Raw genomic sequence first — 21032 nt, 5'->3', positions numbered from 1 at the left:
GCGCCCGTCCGCCAAGTCCTTTGATGTTGATTCAATCAATCAAGCTTGCTGAGCGACCAGCGCGAATGCAACTCTGTTTCCCATGTTCAATGGAATGCTCTGGAGGAGATGAAATGCCTGCATCGAAGAAATTCGCCGCCGTGACGGGCGCCGGTTCCGGCATCGGCCGCGCCGCCGCCGTGGCGCTCGCCGCAGCCGGATTCACCGTCGCGCTGATCGGGCGCCGAGCCGAGCCGCTGCTGGAAACGAAAGAGGTCATCGGCGTGGCCGGTGGCGAAGCGCAGGTATTTCAGGCCGACGTCAGCAACGCCGCCTCGGTCGAGCAGGCTTTTTCGCAAATCGCAACGGCATTCGGGCGGCTGGACGTGCTCTTCAACAACGCGGGCCGCAACGCCGGCGCCGTTCCGCTTGAAGACTACGACACCGATTTCTGGAACGACGTCGTGGCGACCAATCTGACCGGCGTGTTTCTGTGCGCACGCGCCGCGTATCGTTTGATGAAAGCGCAGTCGCCGCAAGGCGGGCGCATCATCAACAACGGCTCGATCTCCGCGCACGCGCCGAGGCCGCATACCATTGCTTATACGGCGACCAAACACGCGGTGACCGGTATCACCCGATCGATAGCCCTGGACGGACGCGCGTTCAATATCGCCTGCGGCCAGATCGATATCGGCAACGCCGCCACCTCGCTCACGGAACGGATGAACAAGGGCGTGCTGCAAGCGGATGGACGCATGGCGCCGGAAGCCAGAATGGACGTCACGCATGTAGCCAACGCAGTCGTGCACATGGCCAGTCTCCCGCTCGAAGCCAATGTTCTGAACATGACCATCATGGCGAGCGCTATGCCGTTCGTCGGCCGCGGATAAATCGTCATTCAGCCAGATATAAAAAAAACCACTGGCCACTGTTTGGAGACACCGATGAAAGTCGCAGAGGAACACAGCCTGCCGGCTGGCAATCCGGCTTACGCGAGCACCACGAAACGCTCCAGAGTTCGCTACGTCGTACTTTCGATGCTGCTCGTGGCGACCATCCTCAATTACGTGGATCGCTCGGCGCTGGGCATCGTCGCGCCGGGCCTTTCGAAAGGGCTGGCGCTCAACCGCATGGAGATGGGCGAGCTGTTCGCAGGGTTCGGCCTCGCCTATTCCATTGCGCTGGTGCCCGGCGGCATATTGACCGACGTGCTCGGTTCGCGCCTCGCCTATGCACTGTCGCTGGTCGGCTGGTCGTTCGCCACGCTCACGCAGGGGCTCGCGACCGGTTATCACATGTTGCTCGGCTCGCGGCTTGCCATCGGCGCGCTCGAGGCGCCGGCCTTCCCTTCCAACGCGCGCGCCGTCACGTTATGGTTTCCCGCCCGCGAGCGCGGCTTCGCGACCAGCGTCTACGTAATGGGGCAATACATCGGCACACCGCTCTTCACCGGCCTGTTGCTGTGGATCTCGGCGGCGTACGGTTGGCGCACGGTATTTTTCGTGACGGGCGGCTTCGGCATTCTGTTCAGTTTTATCTGGTATCGGATCTATCGCGATCCGCAGCATCACGCGGGCGTGAATGCCGCGGAGCTGAATTACATCAACGAAGGCGGTGCGGCCACGCGCAAGCCGCGCGAGAAATTCAACTGGCGCCTCGCGCTCAAGCTGCTCAGCTACCGGCAGGTGATCGCGATCTGCATTGGCAAGTTCTGCAACAACACCTTGCTGGTCTTCTTTACCACGTGGTTCATGACCTATCTGATCGAAGCGCGGCACATGTCGATCATCAAGGTGGGGATTTTTCAGGCCCTGCCGTTTATCGGCGCGACGCTCGGCATTCTGATCGCCGGCGTGCTGTCGGACTTTTTTATCCGGCGCGGCGTCTCGCTGTCCACCGCTCGCAAGGCGCCGCTCATCATCGGCACGCTGCTCGGCGCGTCGATCGTGCTGGTCAATTTCGTGGAATCGAACGAAGGGGTGATCGCCATCCTGACGATCGCGTTCTTCGCACAGGGCGTCGGGTCGATGTCGTGGGCCGCCGTCTCCGAAATCGCGCCACGGCAATACGTGGGCCTGACCAGCAGCATCACCAGCCTCGCGGCCAATATCGCGGCGGTCACCACGCCGCTGATGATCGGCTACATCACCCAGCACACCGGCCACTTCTACTGGGCACTCAACCTGATGGGCGCGATCTGCCTGCTCGGCACGTTCTCGTACTCGGTGTTGCTGGGAAAACTTTCTCGCATCGAACTGTGATGCTGTCGACTATCCGGAGAAACCGTATGATCGAATTCAAATGGGACCATTTGCAACTGTGCTCGGTGGACGCCGAAGCGACCGCCGCCTGGTTCGCGCGCTGCCTGAACGCCGACATCGTGCGCCGGCCGGGACGCGTGGATGTGCGGTTGGGCAGCATCAATCTTTTCATCACGCCGCTGCCGGGCGCGCCAGGCGGGCGGCCGCTTCAGGGCGAGAAAGCGCAGGGCATCGACCATTTCGGCGTGCTGGTGGACGACCTCGATGCCGCGTTCGACCACCTGGTGCGCTGCAACGCGGAAATCGTCGAACCGGTGAAGCAGGTCCGCGCCGGTGTGCGGGCGTGCTTCGTGAGGTCGCCCGGCGACATCCTCATCGAGATTCTGGAGCGCCGTGCCGCCGAGATGACTTTTACCTGAAACAAGGCCAGAATCGACAGCGGATCGGCTGTGCCGGCAGACCCGGCGCCAGCCGCACCGACCGTCCCCTGCGGCCCTTTTCTCTCGCATCCCCGCGCCTGATATCCCATGCGAAACTGGATCACGCTCACCGAAGCGGCCCGACAACTCGGCGTGCAGGCGCAAACCGTCTACGCGTACGTCAGCCGCGGCAATATCGCCGTGATGCCGGACCCGCACGATCCGCGCAAAAGCCTCTACCGTGCCGAGGACGTCGCCGCGCTGTGCCGCAAGAAACAGGTGGGACGTAAGCGCGAGGCGCTCGCCGCCGGCACGATCTTCGGTGCGGAGCCCTGTATTTATAGCGGCATTACCACCTTCTCGAAAGATCGCCCGTATTACCGGGGCCGCGACAGCATCCGGCTGTCGGAAACGGCCACGCTCGAAGACGTCGCGGCCATTCTGTGGAATGCGCGCGCGCCGATTACCTTCGACGCCGGCGATTTGCCGCTGCAAGGCGAGGAGCGCGGCAAGCAATGCGCGTTCACCTCGCTGGCGGCGCTCGCGGCTTGCGGACACTCCACGCTCGGTCGCACGGACAGCGCGTTGCACGTCGAAGCGGGCCGGCTCGTGGCGCTGATCGCGCGCGCGTTCGGCGCGCGCTGCGACGCACCCGGCCAACGCACGCACGAACAACTCGCGCTCGGCTGGGGCCAGCACCGCGCCGGCGCCGAACTGATCCGCCGCGCGATGGTGCTGGTCGCCGATCACGAGATGACGAGTTCGGCGTTCGCCGCGCGCATTACCGCCTCGACTGGCGCATCGTTGCCGGGCTGTCTGCTCACGGGGCTCGCCACGCTCTCCGGCCCACTGCATGGCGACGCGTCGGGTCGCGTGCGGGCCGTGTTCGACGACGTCGAACGACTCGGTGCGGAAAACGTGGTGGCTCATCACCTGCGTTCGGCCATTCCGATTCCGGGCTTCGGACATCATCTGTATCCGGATGGCGATACGCGCGCCGCCGCCCTGCTCGACGTGCTGAGTCCACCGGCGGAGATCATGTCGTTCATCGACCGGGTGGTCGCGCTGACCGGGCTGAAACCGAATATCGACGTCGCGCTGGCGAGCCTCGCGGCGCAACTGGCGCTGCCTCGCGATGCGTCGTTCGCGCTGTTCGCCACGGCGCGGTGCGTGGGCTTGCTCGCGCATTGCATCGAGCAGCTCCGGGTGGGCAAGGTCATCCGGCCACGCGGACGATATACCGGGCGCGCGCTGGAGGACGCGAACACCGGCCTGCCCGAGGCCGACGCCGGCAAGCCGGACTCGGTCACACTCGACAAGAATCGCGTGTTCAAAACGGTGGGGCGCTGAGCAGGCAATTCAGCGCGCCGCCGCAATCGACTCGAACAACGCGAGATTCAGGCGCTTGGTTTCGTTATTCGTCGGGTCCGGCTGCGAAGAGAATTTGGCGATCACCGTCTCGCGCAACGGATCGACGTACAGCCATTGCCCATGAATGCCGATCGCAAAACAGGCACCGCTGGCGTTGCCGGACTGATACCACTTGTTGCGATACTTGCCGTTCGGCAGCCAGTCCGAAAAGCTGCCCTGGCGCCACGCCTCGGCGCTGCCGCCCATCAGTGTGTCGTCGATCCAGTCCGCTGCGATCAGCCGGCGTCCGTCGACCACACCGCCCAGGCGCACCAGCTCGCCGATCCTCGCCAGATCGCGCACCGTCATGCACAGACCGCCGCCCGAGCGCGCCGTGCCCGCGATGTCCACCGTCACGCATGCGTCGTGACGCAGACCCAGCGGCTGCCACAGACGCGTCGACGCGAAGTCCGCATAGCGCTGGCCTGAAGCGCGCTCGATCAGGAGACCGAGCACGTCGGAGTTAGGGGAGCAGTAATGGAACGGACCGCCGTGCTCCCCTGCCCCTTTACGCAGCAACGCGAGCAGCTCGATCACCGTCTCGACCGGTTCGCCATCCCGCCGTGGGTCCAGCAGACCGGCGCGGCGATAGCGGGCGTAGAGGCCGTTCGCGTTGAGGTAGTCTTCGTCGAAATCGAGGCTCGTGCGCATATCCAGCACGTGCCTGACGCGGGCATCGCCGAACGCCGAGCAGGCGAGTTCCGGCACGTAATGCGCGATGAGCGCCTCGGGGTCCAGCAGCCCATCGCCAACCAGCATTCCCGCGAGCAGTCCCGCCACCGACTTGCTGGCCGAAAACAGAATGTGGCGGCTTTGCAGCGTGAAATGCGGTGCGTGATAGTCGGCGACGACCTTGCCGGCTCGCATTACCGTGAGCGCATCGGTCGAGGTCTGCCGCAGAATCGAGGCGACCGTGCGGCGTTCGCCGTCGTGCATCAATTCGTGGGCGCTCAGCGCATCGGCGTCGACCTTGGGTTCTTCCGCGAGACCGGGCGTGGCCGCGATGCGCGCCGTCGGAATCAGTTCGTGGACGTGGCGAAACGCCCAGACGTTCCAGGGCGCGTCGCGCCAGTTGCCATGCCGCACGCTGTCGCGGCGAAAACCGTAGTCGGTTTCGAAGCTTGAAGAGATCATCTTGACTGCAGCCTCCTGAGGCGGCCGATGGTGAAAACGCGTTAAAGCGCCATGCGTCAATGAACGTGCTGCAGGAACTCGCGAAAGCGCTCCCCCGGCGGCGCCGACAACATCTCGGCGGGCTCGCCGTCGTGCACCACGCGACCGGCTTCCATGAACAGCAGGCGCGAACCCACACGCTGCGCGAAGCCCATCTCGTGCGTGACGACGACCATCGTCATGCCCTCGTTGGCGAGCGTCTGCATGACCTTGAGAACCTCTTGGCGCAATTCGGGGTCGAGTGCCGAGGTCGGTTCGTCGAACAGCATCAGCTTGGGCTGAACCGCCAGCGCTCGCGCGATCGCGACGCGTTGCTGCTGGCCGCCGGAAAGCTGCGACGGATAGTGCTGCATCCGTTCGCCCAGCCCGACCTTCTGCAACAGCGCCCCGGCAATCTCGCGTGCTTCCGCCTTCGACCGGCCACGCGCGCGCATCGGTCCGAACATGACGTTCTGCAGCGCCGTCAGGTTCGGAAACAGGTTGAACTGCTGGAACACCATGCCGGCTTCGAGCCGGATGCGTCTGACGTCGCGCGCGGAACCCAGCACGCTGATGTCGTCCACACGCAGATCGCCCGCGCTGATGGTTTCGAGTCCGTTGATGCAACGTAGCAGTGTCGATTTGCCCGAGCCGGACGGGCCGACGATCACGGCGACCTCGCCGCGTTCGACGGCGAGATCGAGCGGGTGCAGTACGACGTGCTGGCCGAAGCGCTTCGAGACCTGCCTGAATTCGATCATGCTCATGGCAAACGCACCCTCCGTTCGAGTACTCGCAGACCCAGCGCAAGCAGGCTGATCACGAGCAGATAAATGAGCGCGACGGCGCTCCAGATTTCCACCGCCCGGAAGTTCTCGGCCATGATCTCCTGGCCGCGGCGGGTCAACTCACCCACGCCGATCACGAGAAAGATCGAGGTGTCCTTGACCAGATTGACGAACTGGTTGCCCATCGCCGGCAGCGCGCGTCGAAACGCGATCGGGCTGATGACGTGCGCCAGCACCTTGTAAAACGGCAGACCCATCGCGAGTCCGGCCTCGCGTAGTCCGAGCGGCACGCCGTCGAGCGCGCCGCGGATGATTTCCGCGTTGTATGCGCCCGAGTTGACGATCAACGTGATGATCGCGGCGCTGGTCGCGCTGATACGGATATCCATCATGATCGGCAACGCGAAATAGACGAACATCACCTGCACCACGATCGGCGTGCCGCGTATCAAGGCGACGTAGACCTGCGCCGGGATGACGGCGAACCGGCCGCCATAGGTCAGCGCCACGCCCGCGAGCACACCGAGCACGACGCCGCCGCCGAGTCCGGCAAGTGCGATCAGCAGCGTGAGCCGCAGACCCTGCAGCAGATCAGGCAGCGCGGCAATCACTGCCGCCCAGTCGAAACTCATGACGCCGCCTCGCCGAACCATTTGCGGTTGAGCGCCTGGAGCCGACCGTCGGCGCGCATGGCGGCGAGCTGAAGGTTCGCGGCGGCGACCAGCGGGCTGCCTTTCTGGAAACCCATGCCGACGTCGAGTCCTTCGAGCGGCGGCTGCACCACCCGGACCTTGCCCTTGCCGGCGGTATTGGCGTAGTACAGCAGTTGCGGCTTGTCGTAGACGACCGCGTCGGTACGGCCCGCTTCCAGCGCGAGCAGCGCGTTGTTGATGCTGGGCAGTTGTTCGAGCGTGGCGTCCTTGACGTGGTCCTTCACGTAGGCCACCGCAACCGTGCCCGTTTCGGTGCCGATGCGTTTGCCGGCCAGATCGGCGGGCGTGTGGATGCTGGTGTCGTCAATGCGGGTCAGCGCGATCAGGCCGCTCTTGTAGTACGGCGTGGAGAAGTCGATCACCTGCTGGCGCTCCGGCTTGATGAAGAGCTGCGAGACGATCACGTCGAGGTTGTGCGTCTGCAGCGCCGGGATCAGTGCGCCGAACTCCATCGGTTGCAGACGCCACTTGCGGTTCAGGCCTTTGGCGACCTCGCCCCAGACTTCGACGTCGAAGCCCGAATAGATGTCGCCCTGTTTGAACGCGAAGGGCGGCGCACCCACGTTGGAACCGACTACCAGTTCGGCGTCGGCGGCAAGGACCGAGCGGGACAACAGAATGGCGGGCCCGGCAGCCAGACCGAGTTGCAGCAGTTGACGACGATTCATGGTGATTTCTCCACGGTAGGTAATCGTGCCCGGTGCGCCGTTTGCAGTGCGGCCGGGTGTTGGGTCATGCGTCGGCGTCGCTACGGCTGCCGTCGCGTTTCAGCGGGATGCGGGTGCCGCTCGTGCGTCAGCGCCACGGTGAGTTCGATTTCGAGCAGGCCGCAGCCCGGCAGACTGGAGACACCCAGCGCCGATCTCGCATGCCGGCCGTTATCGCCGAACACCTCGTGCAGCACGGCCGAGGCTTCGTCCATGACCGCGCCGTGGTTCACGAAACTGGGCGCGGCATTGATAAAGCCGCGCAGGAACAGAACGCGTTCGACCGAACTCGACACCGGCAGCGCGGCCACGAGCGCACTCAGCGCGCGCAGCACGCAGGTTTGTGCCGCGTGCCGTAACACGCTGGACGGCGTTCCGCGATCCACGGGCCCGGCGATGATGCCGCCGGCGGTACGGCTCACATGACCGCTGACGTAGGCGATGTCGCGGTGAATCACGACGCTTTGATACGCGCCACGCGGGGTCGGCGCGCTCGGCAACGTCATGCCTAGTTGCGCGAGCCGGGCTGGAATGTCAATCGTCATGACGGGGCGCCGCTGTGCTCGCCACTGTGCTCGCCGCTCGTCGCCTCACGGCAAACCGCGCCGCCTAGCCAGCAGCCGTCAGGACTGCCGGAGCCGGACCCGGCGTCGGCGTTGAAGCTGAAGCGCACCGAGATTTGCGACGGTCGTTTCATCGCGCGTCCCTGGCGAATCGTGATGGTCCGCGTGGACGCCTCCACCATGCCGTTGGCGAGCAAACCGAACGACAGCGCGGACGCCGCGATACCCGTGGCCGCGTCTTCCGGATAACCAGAGGCGCGCGGGAACTGCCGGGCGTCGAAGATTTGCCGGCCGGCGTCGAAGGTCGCATAGGGATAGAGACCGGTGGAACCGATCCGCTCGCACAGGGCTTCGATCCGGTCAAAGCGCGGTGCCAGCGCGTCGAGACAGGCGGGACTGGCGAGCGGAATCAGCGTTTTGACCCGGCTGGTGCAGGCGTTCTGGATCGGCAGCGGCGCCAGTTGCGCCTCGCCGATGCCGAGCGTGTCGAGGATCTCGTCGCGGCTTAGTTGTGCCTGCGGCAAGGCTTCGATCCGGCCTACGGGTTGGGAGATTTCGACTGCGGCGCCTTCCGGCGTCGCGCCGGTGATGCGCACGCCGACCCGGCCGCTGCGCGTCTGGACCGTCAGCCGGTCGCGTTGCAAGCGGCCGTTTCGATGGAGCAACCAGACCGCGCCGACCGTGGCATGCCCGCACATCGGCATTTCGTGGTTGGGGACCCAGAAGCGGAACTCGTAGTCGCAATCGGAGCCGGCCGGCGCCGGCAGCACGAAGCCGCTTTCGTGGCCGTAGCGCTGCGCGACCTGCTGCATGTCGCGGTCGGACATGCCGGCGGCGTCGACCACGATGGGCGCCGGGTTGCCGCCGCCGGGACCGGCGGCGAACACGCTAACGAGTTCGACGGGATGACGTAAGGACATGGCGGCGTGAACCCCGCTGACCGGGGGATGTGTTTCCATCCGGCCAGATTACGGGGATCGGCGCCGCGCCGCGCGTTCGGGCGGGCCCTAAGATTTGACCGAACGGGCCATGCCCGCGCGCACCTCGGAGGGCGAGTGGCCGCCGAGGCGGCGCATCGCGCGCGCGAGCGCCGCGCCGCTTTCGAAACCGACGCGGAACGCCACCTCGCCGACCGGCAAGTCCGTTTCGGCCAGCAGCCGGCGAGCGTTTTCGTAACGGACCCGTTGCTGGAATTCGCCGATCGAGTGGCCGGTGTTTTCGCGGAACAGGCGCGTCATGTGGCGACGCGAAATGCCGAAGCGTTCTTCGAGCGTGTCGAGCGGAATGTCCTGGTCGGCGTGACGGGTCAGAAAGGCTTCGAGATCGGCCACCAGCGCCATACCGTGCTCGCGCGGCGAAGTCCCCGGTTCCGTTTTGCCGGCGATCACCTCGCCGATGCATTGCATCAACAACGCCGACGACAGCGCCTGGCGGGTCGCCGCGCTGCCATAGGCAGCCCGGTCGTTGCGCAATGACAGTTCCTGCAGCGTGCGGATCGCGGCGGTCCGGCGCACGAGGATCGGATTGCGCGTGCGGCGGCGGAATTCGCCCAGCGAGCCGACCCCGGCGTCGAGCTTGTGTAGCGCGTCGCCGGTCACGTAGACGGCGACGTGCGTGTGCGTGCCGCAGCCTGCGCGGGTTTGATGGGCGCGGCCCGGCGGCACCACCGCGAAGCGATCCTGCGAGAGCCAGGTGCCCGCACGGCGGTCTTCATGGCGAAGCTCCACGGCGCCGTGGCTCGGCAGGATGAACATCAGGCAGTCGTGCCAGTGCCACGGCATGGCGTAGGTGCCGCCGCCGGTGAGGGTTGCATGGCCGTCGTCGGCAGCGACCAGCAGGTCCTTGTCGACCGGCTGACAGAGTTGATCGAACGAGCGCAGCATGGCGGTACTCCTGGGCGATACGGAATCGGTGTCACACCGTTCGGCGCCCGGGACGACGACGTTTGACTCGCACGGCGCTCGACAACGCTCTGGCCGGGTAGGAACGGGTTCCTCAGCAGGATAGCAACTCAAATTACCGCCGGGTATCGGGCCTCGCCCTGTCGCCTGCCGTCGCCTGCCGCCGCTCATTCCACGCGGCGAAGCTCCCGCCGCAGAATCTTGCCCACCGGCGATTTCGGCAACGCATCGACAAAGCGGACGATCTTCGGCACCTTATAAGCGGCCATGCCGGCGCGGCAGTGGGCGATTAGCGCCTGCTCCGTGACGTCCGCCTCGGGCGCTCTCACGACGAAGAGCTTGAGCGCCTCGCCGGTGCGTTCGTCCGGCACGCCGACGCAGGCGCATTCGGCGACGCCGGGAAACGCGGTAGCGACCGCTTCCACTTCGTTCGGATAGACGTTGAAGCCCGACACGATGACCATGTCCTTCTTGCGGTCCACGATTCTCAGGAAGCCCGCCGCGTCGAACACACCCACATCTCCGGTACGGAAATAGCCGTCGTCGGTAAACGCCTTCGCATTCGCCTCCGGTTGATTCCAGTAGCCGCCCATGACTTGCGGCCCCTTGACGCAGATCTCGCCGGCCTCACCCACGCCGACCGCCCGGTCCTGCTCGTCCAGCAGCAGCACATCGGTCGACGGCACGGGAAACCCGACGGTGGCATTGAACGCGGCGATGGACTGCGGATTGAACGTGAGAATCGGCGACGTCTCCGACAAGCCGTAGCCTTCGCGGATAAAGCTACCGGTGATGCTTGCCCAGCGCGCCGAGACGACGTCGATCACGGCGGTGCCGCCACCTGCACCGAGCCGCAGGCGCGACCAGTCCACCTCCTTCAGCCGCGGATGGGCGACGAGGCTCGCGTACAGCGTGTTGACGCCGGCAAAAACGGTCGGCCGCGCCGCCTTCAGCACGTCGATGAAGGCATCGCCATCGCGGGGATTGGCCACCAGCCAGTTAGCCGCGCCGACCGAGAAGAAGGTGAGGAAATTCACCATCAGCGCAAAGATGTGATACAGCGGAATCGCGGTAACGACCACCTCTTCGCCGGGGCGCTGCACATCGGGCATGAAGGCCTTGAACTGCTCGATGTTGGCGACCAGATTGCGGTGCGACAACGCGGCGCCCTTCGAGGGACCGGTCGTGCCGCCCGTGTATTGCAGGAACAGCAGGTCGTGGCCGCCCACCTCCACCGGTTCCAGCTGCCGCGTCTTGCCCTCGGCGATCGCGGCGGAGAACGTGATGGCGTCGCTCAACGAAGCATCGACGGCGGGGCCTGGCATCGCGGCGCCGTCCCTGTTGCCCCAGTCGCCCGGGCTGACCGTGATCACCGTTTTGATACGCGTCCTGCCGATCGTTTGGGCCAACGTGGGCGTGGCGCCGTTGTACACCACGACGACTTCGGCTCCCGCGTCGTTGAGTTGATGCTCGAGCTCGCGCGCGGTGTAGAGCGGATTGACGTTGACCTGTACGCCGCCGATCCTCGCAATCGCAATGAAGGCGATCGGAAACGCGAGCAGATTGGGCAGCATCACCGCCACCCGGTCGCCCTTCCTGACGCCCGCCACTTGCTGAAGATAAGTGGCGAACGCGTGCGCGGCACGGTCGACGTCCGCGTAACTCAGTGTCTGGCCAAACGCGTGGAACGCGGGCTTCGCGGCGAACTGGCGCATGGCGCCGTCCAGCAACGCGTTCACGGACGGGTAACGGTCGGCGTCGATCTCAGTGGGAATCGAGCCATACGACTGGAGCCAGTGTCTCTTGTTCATGTCGGTTTTTTCGCGCAAAGGCAGAGCGTCAGATGATGCGACTATGGCGCGCCGTGCGCAATGTGCCAATGCTCTACCTGGCCAGAATCGTGATTGAAATGGACAAACGAAACGCCGGCGCGCCACGCGCCGGGTCCCACCAGGACGACGACGGCCCGCGCCCACGCCGGAAATCAGGGTGAACCCTATGTACGGCATGTACGGCTACGCGCTGCTCTGCGCCGGCACGATGGCCGGCATGTTCGACACGGCAGTCAAATACTTCGAGCTGGTCAATGGCGTGCTCGACCTGTGCTGGGTCGAGCAGGAAGGCGTGGCGTCGTGGGTCTTCCCGCAGCGCGAGCAGGTCCTGCTACCCGAGGTGGACGATCATATTTATCGCTTCCTGATCGACCTGCAGATCACCGTCCACTTCCCCACTTTCGCGACTTCCCGCTCGTCGAAATCGAAGCCGAGCCCGGGCGTCTGATGCAGCACGATGCGCCCATTTTTGTGGCCGAGTTGCCGATCGATCAGTCGCCGGAAGTTCAGCACCTGATCGTCCCAGAAGTACTCGACATAGCGCGCATTCGGTGTGGCCGCAACCAACGGCGCATGCACGTCGTGAAACCAGTGCGGGCACATCACCACGCCGTAGCTCGCGGCGGTCGCCGCAATGCGCCGCCATTCGCTGATGCCGCCGCACACCACCGCGTCCGTTTGCAGGATCGCCGCGCCGCCCTTGTCGAGCAGTTCCTTGTGATACCAGCGGCCATAGCCGATCTCGCCGGTCGCGACCGGTACGCGCGTGAGTTTGGCGAGGCGCGCGTGATTGTCGATATCGTCCGGCGAGAACGGCTCTTCGACGAAGTACGGATCGTATTGCTCGATGCGCCGCAAATGCTGCAGCGCCTGGGTCGTGTCGGTCCAGCCGTTGTTGATGTCGATCATCAGTTCGACGTCGGGGCCGATCGCTTCGCGCGCGGCGCGCACGCGCGCTTCCTCGTCGCGCGGTGAAAGACGGCCGCCCTTCATTTTTACCGCCTTGAACCCCATCTCGACATAGCTCGCCATTTCCTCGCCGAGCATGCCGGCCGATTTCCCGTCGAGGTAATAGCCGCCGCTCGCATACGCCGGCACCGTGTCGAGTTCCACCGCGCCGAGATACTTGTGCAGCGGCACGCCGTGACTGCGCGCGTTGAGGTCCCACAGCGCCGTGTCGAGAATACTCAGCGCGCGCATCACCGTACCGGCGCGGCCGTGTAGCAAGGCTTCCTGGTACATCGCCTGCCACAGGCCTTCCACCGCGTACGAATCCTGGCCAATCAACACCGGCGCGAGCAACTGCTCGACGGCCACGCGCAGCAACTCGCCACCCGCGCTGCCCACGTAACAGAAACCGATTCCTTCGACTCCATCGGTCGAACGCACTTTAACCAGGCCGTAATGACGTGTCGTCACCGTGCGCGTGGCAAACGAAGTCACACGATCGAGCGGCACACCCGCCGCACAAACCGACACCGATTCAATCTTTGGCATTTCCACACTCCTCCATGTTTACGAACCGTTCGCGTCCGATGCGCGTTCGGTGAGAGCGAAGTGTGATAGCCGGGTGGCATCAAAAACAGTATGCTTTGGCTTCTTCAAAAGATAAAAATTCTATTCGATGGACTCGCGCTATCTGCAGAGCTTTGTCTACGTGGTCGAACTCGGCTCGATCGCCGAAGCCGCGCGCCGTCTCGATCTGACGCCGGCGGCGGTGGCGCAGCGCGTGAAGATGCTGGAACAGGAACTCGGCGCGAAACTGGTGCGCCGCTCCGGCCGCACGGTCGGCACGACCGAGGCCGGCGAGCGCATTCTGGCGCGCGCCCGCGCGGTGCTGCACGACATTCGCGACCTGTCCGCCGATCTGAACGACGAGTCCGTGCTGGCGGGGCAACTGCGGCTGGGCGGCACGCCGACCATGATGACGAGCGTGATTCCCGACGTGCTGGCGGCCCTGCTCGCGCGGCATCCGCAGATCGATATCTATCTGGAACCCGGCAATTCGGTCGATCTGTACCGCAAGGTAGTGAGCGGCGATCTCGACGCGGCCATGCTGGTGCAGCCGCTTTTCGACCTGCCGAAAAGCTGCGACTGGCACACCTTCCGCGAAGAGCCGCTGGTGCTGCTGACGCCCGCGTCGATGCAGGTCGGCGATCCGCACGAGGTGCTGCGGCGCGTACCGTTCGTGCGCTACGACCGCAATGTGGTCGGCGGTCAGCTCGCGGACGGTTACTTGCGGCAGCACGGCATCCAGCCGCATCAGCGCTGCGAACTCGACGGGCTCGATGCGATCGCGGTGATGGTGGACCGGGGGCTGGGCGTGTCGCTGGTGCCGGACTGGCTGATGACGCGTTTTTCCGGCCTCGCGCTCGCCAGATGGCCGCTGCCGCATGCGTTTCCAAAGCGCGTGGTGGGCCTGTTGTGGGGGCGATCGTCGGCGCGTATGCGGCTGGTGCACGCGTTTCTGAAGACCGCGCAGGAAATCGACGCCGTGCACGCCACGAAACCGGATCGAGCTGGGACACAAAAATAATTAAGGTTTGAAGCAAGCGGCTCACGCTTCTTCGCTGTTCATGCTCACGCAATACTGCGTCGGCGCCTGAATGCCATGCACCGGTGCGTCAATACCACGCTGCACCGGGCATTCAAGGACGCGGCCACTCTGAACACCGAAGGAGACAAACCCATGAGCACGCCCTCGTCCCGCTTACGTGGCGCACCCAGCGCATCTGGCGCACCCGGCATAGGCCGCGTCCTGTCGCCGGTCCTCACGCCGTTCAACGCGGACGGCACGCCCTCGCCGGTCCGCTTCGTCAATCATTGCCGCTGGCTGCTGGATCAGGACGTCGGGCTCGCCGTGTTCGGCACCAATTCGGAAGCGAATTCGCTCACCGTCGACGAAAAGCGCGCGCTGCTCGATGCGCTGCTCGAAGCCGGCCTGCCGCCTGAGCGGATGATGCCGGGCACGGGCGCCTGCGCGCTGCCCGACGCGATCGGCATGACCCGCCACGCGGTGGCCAGCGGTTGCGCCGGTGTGCTGATGCTGCCGCCGTTTTTCTACAAAGGCGTGAGCGACGAAGGACTGTTTCGCGGCTTTGCCGAAGTGATCGACGCGGTTGCCGACAGCCGTCTGCGTCTTTACCTGTATCACATCCCACCGGTTTCGCAGGTCGGTCTCAGCTTTGGGTTCATCGAACGGTTGCTTGCGCGCTATCCGGGCGTCGTGGCGGGCATCAAGGACAGCGGCGGCGACTGGCAACACACCGCCACGCTGATCGAAGCCTTCCAGAGCGAACGATTCGACGTATTCGCCGGCACCGAAACGACCCTGCTGTCTACGCTGCAGCACGGCGGCGCCGGATGCATCACGGCGACCGGCAACGTCAATGCGGCGGCGATCGTCGCGCTCGCGCGGCACTGGCGAGACGCCGATGCCGAAGACCGGCAGCAGCGCCTGAACGACACGCGCGCGATTTTCCAGCGCTATCCGATCATCGCCGCGATGAAGGCCGCTGTCGCCTGGCAATCGGGCGACGCGCAATGGACCGCCATGCGCGCGCCGCTGGTCGAACTCGACGACGCGCAGCAGCGCGAATTGCGCGAAGCGCTCACGCGCGACGGCTTCGCCATGGATGGCGCGGCACGACTTGCAGCCGGTTTTCAGCCGCAGAACGGCCACGAGATTCATCACCGGCCCCGTCGGGAGACCAGCGCCGCCTGACCCTCGAGGGCCGCCGCTGGAAGCGCGGCCCGCAGGTCCGTACACTCTCACATCGTTCGCCCGCCACCGCACTCAAAATAACCAGTACGGCGGGCCAGGAGACAAGCCTTGCTCAGTCACACGTCCTACCCCGCCGCGCTCGACGCGACGTCCGCCGACTCGCTGTTCCGCCGGGTCGCGTGGCGCTTCATGCCGTTGCTGTTCGTCGGCTACGTGGTCGCTTATCTGGACCGCGTCAACGTCGGTTTCGCGAAACTGCAGATGCTCGGCAGTCTGCATTTCAGCGAAGCGGCGTACGGTCTCGGCGCCGGTTGCTTCTTTATCGGCTATTTCCTGTTCGAGGTGCCGAGCAATCTGCTGCTGCATCGCTTCGGCGCGCGACGCTGGATCGCCCGCATCATGGTGACGTGGGCGCTGCTTTCCATGCTTACCGCGTGGGTCCATACGCCGTTGATGTTTTACATCGTGCGCTTTCTGCTGGGTGTGGCCGAAGCCGGTTTTTTCCCCGGCATGATCCTGTATCTCACGTACTGGTTTCCGTCGCACCGGCGCGGCAAGATGACCGCACTGCTGATGGCCGGCATTCCCGTCTCCGGTTTGCTCGGCGGTCCGCTGTCCGGCTATCTGATGCATGCATTCAACGGCGCATGGGGACTCGAAGGATGGCAGTGGCTGTTCATCGTCGAGGCGTTGCCTTCCATCGTGCTGGGTGTGGTGATCTATCGCTGTCTGGACGATCGGGTGGCCGACGCCAACTGGCTCACCAGCGCGGAAAAGCGCGTGATTCAGGACGAAATCGATGCCGACGCCGTGGTGCGCACGCATGGTTCGGTGCGCGCGGTGTTCGGTTCTGCGCGGGTCTGGCTGCTGTGCCTCGTGCTGTTCGGCATCGTGATGGGCTCGTACGCGATCGGTTTCTGGCAGCCGACCATTATTCGCGGCACGGGGATCGACGATCCGCTGATGATCGGCTTGCTGACCATGATTCCGTATTCGGTCGCGTTGATTTCGATGCTGACGGTAGGCCGCCATGCCGACCGCACGCGCGAACGCCGCTGGCATATCGTCGTCCCGGCGCTCGTGGCCGCGTCCGGTTTCAGCCTGTGCGCCGCCAGCGCGGACAGTTCCGTCCTGTCGATGCTCGGCCTCACGCTGGCCGTTTCCGGCGTGGTCACCGCACTGCCGATGTTCTGGGCGCTGCCCACCGCCTTTCTCGGCGGCAGCGGCGCGGCGGCCGGCATTGCATTGATCAATTGCACCGGCAATCTGGCAGGCTTTATCAGTCCGACCGTGATCGGCTGGCTCAAGGGGTACACGCATACGCTGGCGTCGGGATTGGTGCTGACGGCGTGCACCTTGACGCTCTCGGCGGTGCTGATTCTGGTGTTTATTCCGGCGAGGCTGGTGAATCGTTGAGGCCGGCCGACACCCCTTAAGCATCGTTTAATTTTTCTATGTTTTGCTCGGCGCCCGTTCCCTCCCTTTTGCGATCATGAAAACCCTCTTCCGCGCCTCGATCGTTGCCTTTACGCTGTTCGCCGCCGCGCTTTCCACGGCCCATGCATCGACGTCGGCGCCGGTGGCCGGCAAGGAATACAGCGTTCTCTCCACGCCGCAACCGGTGGACGCGCCCGGCAAGATCGTCGTCACGGAGTTCATGTGGTACGGCTGCCCGCACTGCGCCGAGTTCGCTCCGTATCTGGAAGCATGGGTCAAAAAGCAGGGCCCGGACGTGGTATTCCAGCGCGTCCCGGTCGCCTTCCGCGACGACTTCGTGCCGCATTCGCGGATGTTTCATGCACTCGACGCGCTGGGGCTGGCATCGCGCCTGACGCCCGTGGTCTTCAACGAAATCTACGTGAAGAAAGACTATCTGCTGACGCCGGATTCGCAAGCGGCCTTCCTCGCCACTCAGGGCGTGGACAAAACCAAATATCTGCAGGCGTATAACTCGTTCTCGACGCAAAGCGCGTTGCAGCGTGACACACGGCTGATCAAGGACTATCAGGTGAACGCGACACCTACGTTAGCCATACAGGGCAAGTATCTGACCGGCCCCGCCAGCACGGAAAGCTTGCCGGGCACGATTCAGGTGCTCGATTACCTGGTGGCGTCGGTGCGGGCAAAAAAGATGTAACGGCTCGCCGCCGCAGAAAATCCGTTATCTGAGGCTCACCGACGTTCCGACGTCGGCGTCGTCTGCACAAATGCACGAATCAGATAACGGTATGAGAATTGATTGGTTCTATCCGGGCGCCCGCATGCCGAGAATAAGCGATCCAGAAATTCGCCCTGTTCCGTCATGCTCAACGCACCCATCCGCCGCACCTTCCGCCATGCTTTGAGCGCGCTCGGCGTGCTCGCCGCCTTCGCTGCCACGACGGCCCACGCCGATGCGACGTTGGACCGGATTCATCAGCGCCACAAGATCGTGATCGGCGTCATCCTGTCCGGGCCGCCGTTCGGTTCGCTCGACCCCGCGACGCAAAAGCCGGTGGGCTTCAACATCGATCTTGCGGAAAACGTCGCGAAACAGCTCGGTGTCGACGTGGAGTTGACGCCGGTGCAGCCGTCGAATCGCGTGCAATTCCTGCAGCAGGGCAAGGTCGACGCGCTGATCGCCAACATGGAAGTGACGAAGGAACGCGCGGAAATTTTCTCGTATCCGCCGACCCCGTTCGAAGAGATCGGCGGTGCGCTGATCACGCGCAAGGATAGCGGCATCAAGACGTGGGCCGATCTACGCGGCAAGTCCGTGTGCGTTTCGCAGGGCAGCAACTATACGAAGCCGCTCGCCGAACAGTACGGCGCCCAGGTGAAAGCGTTCCGCGGCCAGCCGGAATCCCTGCTCGCGCTGCGCGGCAATAACTGCGTCGCCGCGGTGCACGTGGCGCCGACGTTGCGCCTGCTGGTCGCGCGCAATCCCGACTGGAAGGACTATACGATCCCCGTCTCGAACGATCTGATTCCGTCGCCCTCGGTGATCTGGGTGCGCAAGGGCGAAACCGACACGCAGGCGGCGCTCGAAAAAATCGTGCAGAACTGGCATCGCAGCGGCTGGCTGATCGACGTCGAACGCAAGAATGCGATGCAGCCTTCGCAGGCCGTGCTCGACCTGCACGCGAAGTTCAAGGCGCAACCGGCATGAGTTCGCTTGCCGCCGGACTCGCGCCGGCCGCGGCCGCGCTCGTCGATTCGCTTGTCGATTCGCTCGGCAAGCTGGGGCTGAACTACCGTTTCGTGCTCGAAGCGGACGAACTCGCGTCGTTCCTGCACGGCATGCTGGTCACGCTCGAACTGTCGTTGGTCACGGCGTTGGGCAGTCTGGCCGCCGGGGTCGCGCTGGCGGCCATGCTGAGTTCGCCGCGCCTCGCGCTGGCGCGGCCGGCGCGCGTGTTCATCGAAATCACCCGCAACACGCCGACGCTCGTGCAGCTCTTCTGCGCGTTCCTGGTGATCAATATGCTGCTCAGCGAGGCGCTGCGCAATCTGGGCGGCAATCCGTTGACGCCGTTCATCTGGAGCGCGATCGTGATCTCGCTGCACAAGGCCGCGTTTCACGCGGAAGCGCTGCGCGCGGGAATCGAGGCCGTCCCGCGCGCCACCCTCGAAGCTGCCCAGTCGCTCGGTTACAGCCGCCGCCAGCGCTTGTGGGCAGTGCAATTGCCGCTTGCCGTGCGCTTCGCGCTGCCCGCACTCGTCAACAACATGGTCGACCTCGTCAAGATGACCACGGTCGCCTCGGCAATCGCCGTCGGCGACGTGACCTATGCGTCGATCATGATCTGGACGCAGCGCGACAACGTGCTCGAACTGATGATCCTGATCCTGCTGTTCTTCGGCGCGCTGACCTTCGCGATCAATCAGCTGGGACGCTGGCTCGAAGCGCGGTTGAGGATGCCCGGCTATGGCCACTGATACGCTCGCGCCGGCCGCTCGCGACGACCGGCGCCGCCCAGCCGCGCTGCTCGCCGTCGTGGCCGTCGCCGCGCTGCTGGCGCTCGCCGAACATGAGGTGGTGGCGGGCCGTTTTCATACGGCGCTGGCCGCGCTCGCCACGTGGACGCCGGCGCTCGTCGGTTCGCTGTGGGTCAACGTCGAGATCAGCCTGATCGCGATTGCGCTCGGCACGCTGGCCGGTCTCGTGCTCGGCGCGTTGCTGGTCTCGCCGCTATGGCCCGTGCGTGTCGTCACGCGCGCCTATGTGCAGGTTTTCCGCAATGCACCGCTGCTCGTGCTGATCTATTTTTCGACCTATGTCTTCCCGTTCGAGATCGACATCGGCCATGTTGCGTTGCCCTTTCCCGACTGGATCAAGGTCACGCTCGGCCTCGCGCTGCCGGCAAGCGCCAATTTCGCGGAGATTTTCCGCGGCGCGATCCAGTCGATTCCGCATGCGCAGTGGGATGCCGCGCGCTCGCTCGCGTTCAGCCGCGCGCAAATGTTTCGCTGGATCATTCTGCCGCAGTGCGTGCGGCGCATGCTGCCACCGTGGATGAACCTCTACGCCAGCATCACGATGGCCACTGCGCTCGCGTCGCTGGTCGGCGTGCACGATCTGCTCGACACCGCGCAGGTGGCCAGCAATACAGTGGCGCGGGCGGATTTCACGGTCGTGGTCTATTTCACCGTGCTCGGATTGTTCTTCGCGTACTGCTACCCGATTGCGCGTCTCACCCGCTTCATCGAAAAACGCCATGCCTTCAGCTGACAGCCTGCTCGCCGCTCCTTCCGCCTCGCGCCCGCTGGTGCGGTTGCGTGACGTGCACCTCGCGTTCGGCGCGAACCCCGTGCTCAAGGGCATCGACCTCGATGTGCTGCGCGGCCAGGCGGTGTCGATCATCGGCCCGTCGGGGTCGGGCAAGTCGACCATTCTGCGGTGCATGACCGGCTTGCTGAAGCCGCAGCAAGGCGAGATCGAAGTCGACGGGACGCGGGTCGACCAGCTTGCTTCCGAACGCGCGGAAATCGAGCTGCGTAAACGCGTCGGGTTCGTGTTTCAGCAGTACAACCTGTTTCCGCATCTGAGCGTGCTCGACAATCTGATCGTGGCGCCCGTGCGCATTCTCGGCCGCGATAAAGCCGCGGCGAAACGCACCGCTCACGATCTGCTGGAGAAAGTGCGGCTCACTCACAAGGCGAACGCGTATCCAGGCGAGTTGTCGGGCGGCCAGCAACAGCGTGTCGCGATTGCCCGCGCGCTGGCCATGGAGCCGGATCTGATCCTGTTCGACGAAGTGACCTCCGCGCTCGATCCGGAGACGGTCGGCGAAGTGCTGACGGTGATTCGCGATCTCGTCCGGGACGGCATGACCTGCGTGCTCGTCACGCACGAAATGCGTTTCGCGGAAGAAATCAGCGACGTGGTGTATTTCACCGAGGCCGGCGTGGTGGTCGAGCACGGTCCCGCGGCGCAGGTGTTTCGCGCGCCGGTGAATCCGCGGACTCGGGCGTTTCTGGCGCACGGCACAAGTGCGGAGGTGTCGCGTGAGGCGCCGGTGCGAGTGCCGTTGAAACTGGATTTGAGCCGGTTCGCGATTTGAGGTCGGTGTGTGTGGTGAATGCGGTGAGAGTCTTCAC

Annotated in this window: 22 protein-coding genes; 13 read left to right on the top strand and 9 right to left on the bottom strand. The window is 64.7% G+C overall.

The annotated features are described in order from the left end of the window. Positions 1 to 113 precede the first annotated feature (113 nt). The 4 genes from BX591_RS30560 (at position 114) to BX591_RS30545 (ending at position 4012) form a co-directional block, all read left to right on the top strand. Complete coding sequence (locus tag BX591_RS30560; RefSeq protein ID WP_111935049.1) at positions 114 to 872, top strand: SDR family oxidoreductase; 759 nt, start codon at positions 114 to 116, stop codon at positions 870 to 872. A gap of 54 nt (positions 873 to 926) precedes the next feature. Further along, complete coding sequence (locus BX591_RS30555; protein WP_111935048.1) at positions 927 to 2243, top strand: MFS transporter; 1317 nt, start codon at positions 927 to 929, stop codon at positions 2241 to 2243. 26 nt (positions 2244 to 2269) lie between these two features. Continuing rightward, entirely contained in the window at positions 2270 to 2662 is a 393-nt protein-coding gene (locus BX591_RS30550) for a VOC family protein (RefSeq protein ID WP_111935047.1), read from the top strand. Between the two features lie 108 nt (positions 2663 to 2770). Further along, the gene (locus tag BX591_RS30545) at positions 2771 to 4012 is read left to right on the top strand and encodes a citrate synthase (RefSeq protein ID WP_111935046.1); all 1242 of its coding nucleotides are present in this window, start codon (positions 2771 to 2773) and stop codon (positions 4010 to 4012) included. 9 nt (positions 4013 to 4021) lie between these two features. On the opposite strand, the gene BX591_RS30540 is transcribed toward BX591_RS30545, so the two are convergent. From BX591_RS30540 to BX591_RS30505, 8 genes are all read right to left on the bottom strand, one after another. Beyond that, positions 4022 to 5206, bottom strand: a complete 1185-nt coding sequence (locus tag BX591_RS30540) for a serine hydrolase domain-containing protein (RefSeq protein ID WP_111935045.1) — start codon at positions 5204 to 5206, stop codon at positions 4022 to 4024. 56 nt (positions 5207 to 5262) lie between these two features. Next, entirely contained in the window at positions 5263 to 5991 is a 729-nt protein-coding gene (gene glnQ, locus BX591_RS30535; RefSeq protein WP_111935044.1) for a glutamine ABC transporter ATP-binding protein GlnQ, read from the bottom strand. After that, entirely contained in the window at positions 5988 to 6644 is a 657-nt protein-coding gene (gene glnP, locus BX591_RS30530) for a glutamine ABC transporter permease GlnP (RefSeq protein ID WP_111935043.1), read from the bottom strand. Before glnP ends, glnQ begins: the two co-directional genes overlap by 4 nt. Further along, on the bottom strand, positions 6641 to 7393 hold the full coding sequence (locus tag BX591_RS30525; RefSeq protein WP_244147156.1) for a transporter substrate-binding domain-containing protein: 753 nt from the start codon (positions 7391 to 7393) through the stop codon (positions 6641 to 6643). Before BX591_RS30525 ends, glnP begins: the two co-directional genes overlap by 4 nt. A gap of 80 nt (positions 7394 to 7473) precedes the next feature. Beyond that, positions 7474 to 7977: a RidA family protein gene (locus tag BX591_RS30520; RefSeq protein WP_111935042.1), complete on the bottom strand. Its 504-nt coding sequence runs from the start codon at positions 7975 to 7977 to the stop codon at positions 7474 to 7476. Continuing rightward, positions 7974 to 8954: a PhzF family phenazine biosynthesis protein gene (locus BX591_RS30515; RefSeq protein WP_244147157.1), complete on the bottom strand. Its 981-nt coding sequence runs from the start codon at positions 8952 to 8954 to the stop codon at positions 7974 to 7976. Before BX591_RS30515 ends, BX591_RS30520 begins: the two co-directional genes overlap by 4 nt. Before the next feature lie 48 nt (positions 8955 to 9002). After that, positions 9003 to 9878 (bottom strand): AraC family transcriptional regulator, encoded by an 876-nt coding sequence (locus BX591_RS30510; RefSeq protein WP_167444647.1) that lies wholly within the window; start codon positions 9876 to 9878, stop codon positions 9003 to 9005. A gap of 185 nt (positions 9879 to 10063) precedes the next feature. Continuing rightward, on the bottom strand, positions 10064 to 11707 hold the full coding sequence (locus tag BX591_RS30505) for an AMP-binding protein (RefSeq protein WP_111935059.1): 1644 nt from the start codon (positions 11705 to 11707) through the stop codon (positions 10064 to 10066). 178 nt (positions 11708 to 11885) lie between these two features. Between BX591_RS30505 and BX591_RS30500 the strand changes: the two genes are divergently transcribed. Further along, positions 11886 to 12176: an AraC family transcriptional regulator ligand-binding domain-containing protein gene (locus BX591_RS30500; RefSeq protein ID WP_146749834.1), complete on the top strand. Its 291-nt coding sequence runs from the start codon at positions 11886 to 11888 to the stop codon at positions 12174 to 12176. Here BX591_RS30500 and BX591_RS30495 read toward each other — a convergent pair. Then, positions 12083 to 13225 (bottom strand): mandelate racemase/muconate lactonizing enzyme family protein, encoded by a 1143-nt coding sequence (locus BX591_RS30495; protein WP_111935038.1) that lies wholly within the window; start codon positions 13223 to 13225, stop codon positions 12083 to 12085. The two genes, BX591_RS30500 and BX591_RS30495, sit on opposite strands and share 94 nt — an antisense overlap. 127 nt (positions 13226 to 13352) lie before the next feature. Between BX591_RS30495 and BX591_RS30490 the strand changes: the two genes are divergently transcribed. From BX591_RS30490 to BX591_RS30455, 8 genes are all read left to right on the top strand, one after another. Beyond that, positions 13353 to 14264, top strand: coding sequence for a LysR family transcriptional regulator (locus BX591_RS30490; RefSeq protein ID WP_111935037.1), 912 nt, complete (start codon positions 13353 to 13355; stop codon positions 14262 to 14264). Positions 14265 to 14417: 153 nt separating this feature from the next. Continuing rightward, complete coding sequence (locus BX591_RS30485) at positions 14418 to 15452, top strand: dihydrodipicolinate synthase family protein (RefSeq protein ID WP_111935036.1); 1035 nt, start codon at positions 14418 to 14420, stop codon at positions 15450 to 15452. Between the two features lie 108 nt (positions 15453 to 15560). Further along, positions 15561 to 16868, top strand: coding sequence for an MFS transporter (locus BX591_RS30480; protein ID WP_244147158.1), 1308 nt, complete (start codon positions 15561 to 15563; stop codon positions 16866 to 16868). 76 nt (positions 16869 to 16944) lie between these two features. After that, positions 16945 to 17589 carry a thiol:disulfide interchange protein DsbA/DsbL gene (locus BX591_RS30475; RefSeq protein WP_111935035.1) on the top strand — a complete coding sequence of 215 codons (645 nt, stop codon included), beginning with the start codon at positions 16945 to 16947 and terminating at the stop codon, positions 17587 to 17589. Between the two features lie 165 nt (positions 17590 to 17754). Beyond that, positions 17755 to 18600 (top strand): transporter substrate-binding domain-containing protein, encoded by an 846-nt coding sequence (locus BX591_RS30470; RefSeq protein WP_111935034.1) that lies wholly within the window; start codon positions 17755 to 17757, stop codon positions 18598 to 18600. Beyond that, positions 18597 to 19370 carry an amino acid ABC transporter permease gene (locus BX591_RS30465; protein WP_111935033.1) on the top strand — a complete coding sequence of 258 codons (774 nt, stop codon included), beginning with the start codon at positions 18597 to 18599 and terminating at the stop codon, positions 19368 to 19370. The genes BX591_RS30470 and BX591_RS30465 overlap by 4 nt, the downstream gene beginning before the upstream one ends. After that, positions 19360 to 20163 (top strand): amino acid ABC transporter permease, encoded by an 804-nt coding sequence (locus BX591_RS30460; RefSeq protein ID WP_111935032.1) that lies wholly within the window; start codon positions 19360 to 19362, stop codon positions 20161 to 20163. Before BX591_RS30465 ends, BX591_RS30460 begins: the two co-directional genes overlap by 11 nt. Next, entirely contained in the window at positions 20150 to 20995 is an 846-nt protein-coding gene (locus tag BX591_RS30455; RefSeq protein ID WP_111935031.1) for an amino acid ABC transporter ATP-binding protein, read from the top strand. The genes BX591_RS30460 and BX591_RS30455 overlap by 14 nt, the downstream gene beginning before the upstream one ends. The last annotated feature ends 37 nt before the right edge of the window (positions 20996 to 21032 follow it).

Origin of the sequence: Paraburkholderia bryophila, from assembly GCF_003269035.1 — a bacterium.
GTDB lineage: Bacteria > Pseudomonadota > Gammaproteobacteria > Burkholderiales > Burkholderiaceae > Paraburkholderia > Paraburkholderia bryophila.
This window is presented reverse-complemented; position numbering and strand designations above follow the sequence as displayed.

Bases quoted from the DNA above. Each gene is read 5' to 3' on its own strand.
- BX591_RS30560 (WP_111935049.1), top strand. From the start codon at position 114: ATGCCTGCATCGAAGAAATTCGCCGCCGTGACGGGCGCCGGTTCCGGC.
- BX591_RS30555 (WP_111935048.1), top strand. From the start codon at position 927: ATGAAAGTCGCAGAGGAACACAGCCTGCCGGCTGGCAATCCGGCTTAC.
- BX591_RS30550 (WP_111935047.1), top strand. From the start codon at position 2,270: ATGATCGAATTCAAATGGGACCATTTGCAACTGTGCTCGGTGGACGCC.
- BX591_RS30545 (WP_111935046.1), top strand. From the start codon at position 2,771: ATGCGAAACTGGATCACGCTCACCGAAGCGGCCCGACAACTCGGCGTG.
- BX591_RS30540 (WP_111935045.1), bottom strand. From the start codon at position 5,206: ATGATCTCTTCAAGCTTCGAAACCGACTACGGTTTTCGCCGCGACAGC.
- glnQ (WP_111935044.1), bottom strand. From the start codon at position 5,991: ATGAGCATGATCGAATTCAGGCAGGTCTCGAAGCGCTTCGGCCAGCAC.
- glnP (WP_111935043.1), bottom strand. From the start codon at position 6,644: ATGAGTTTCGACTGGGCGGCAGTGATTGCCGCGCTGCCTGATCTGCTG.
- BX591_RS30525 (WP_244147156.1), bottom strand. From the start codon at position 7,393: ATGAATCGTCGTCAACTGCTGCAACTCGGTCTGGCTGCCGGGCCCGCC.
- BX591_RS30520 (WP_111935042.1), bottom strand. From the start codon at position 7,977: ATGACGATTGACATTCCAGCCCGGCTCGCGCAACTAGGCATGACGTTG.
- BX591_RS30515 (WP_244147157.1), bottom strand. From the start codon at position 8,954: ATGGAAACACATCCCCCGGTCAGCGGGGTTCACGCCGCCATGTCCTTA.
- BX591_RS30510 (WP_167444647.1), bottom strand. From the start codon at position 9,878: ATGCTGCGCTCGTTCGATCAACTCTGTCAGCCGGTCGACAAGGACCTG.
- BX591_RS30505 (WP_111935059.1), bottom strand. From the start codon at position 11,707: ATGAACAAGAGACACTGGCTCCAGTCGTATGGCTCGATTCCCACTGAG.
- BX591_RS30495 (WP_111935038.1), bottom strand. From the start codon at position 13,225: ATGCCAAAGATTGAATCGGTGTCGGTTTGTGCGGCGGGTGTGCCGCTC.
- BX591_RS30490 (WP_111935037.1), top strand. From the start codon at position 13,353: ATGGACTCGCGCTATCTGCAGAGCTTTGTCTACGTGGTCGAACTCGGC.
- BX591_RS30485 (WP_111935036.1), top strand. From the start codon at position 14,418: ATGAGCACGCCCTCGTCCCGCTTACGTGGCGCACCCAGCGCATCTGGC.
- BX591_RS30475 (WP_111935035.1), top strand. From the start codon at position 16,945: ATGAAAACCCTCTTCCGCGCCTCGATCGTTGCCTTTACGCTGTTCGCC.
- BX591_RS30470 (WP_111935034.1), top strand. From the start codon at position 17,755: ATGCTCAACGCACCCATCCGCCGCACCTTCCGCCATGCTTTGAGCGCG.
- BX591_RS30465 (WP_111935033.1), top strand. From the start codon at position 18,597: ATGAGTTCGCTTGCCGCCGGACTCGCGCCGGCCGCGGCCGCGCTCGTC.
- BX591_RS30460 (WP_111935032.1), top strand. From the start codon at position 19,360: ATGGCCACTGATACGCTCGCGCCGGCCGCTCGCGACGACCGGCGCCGC.
- BX591_RS30455 (WP_111935031.1), top strand. From the start codon at position 20,150: ATGCCTTCAGCTGACAGCCTGCTCGCCGCTCCTTCCGCCTCGCGCCCG.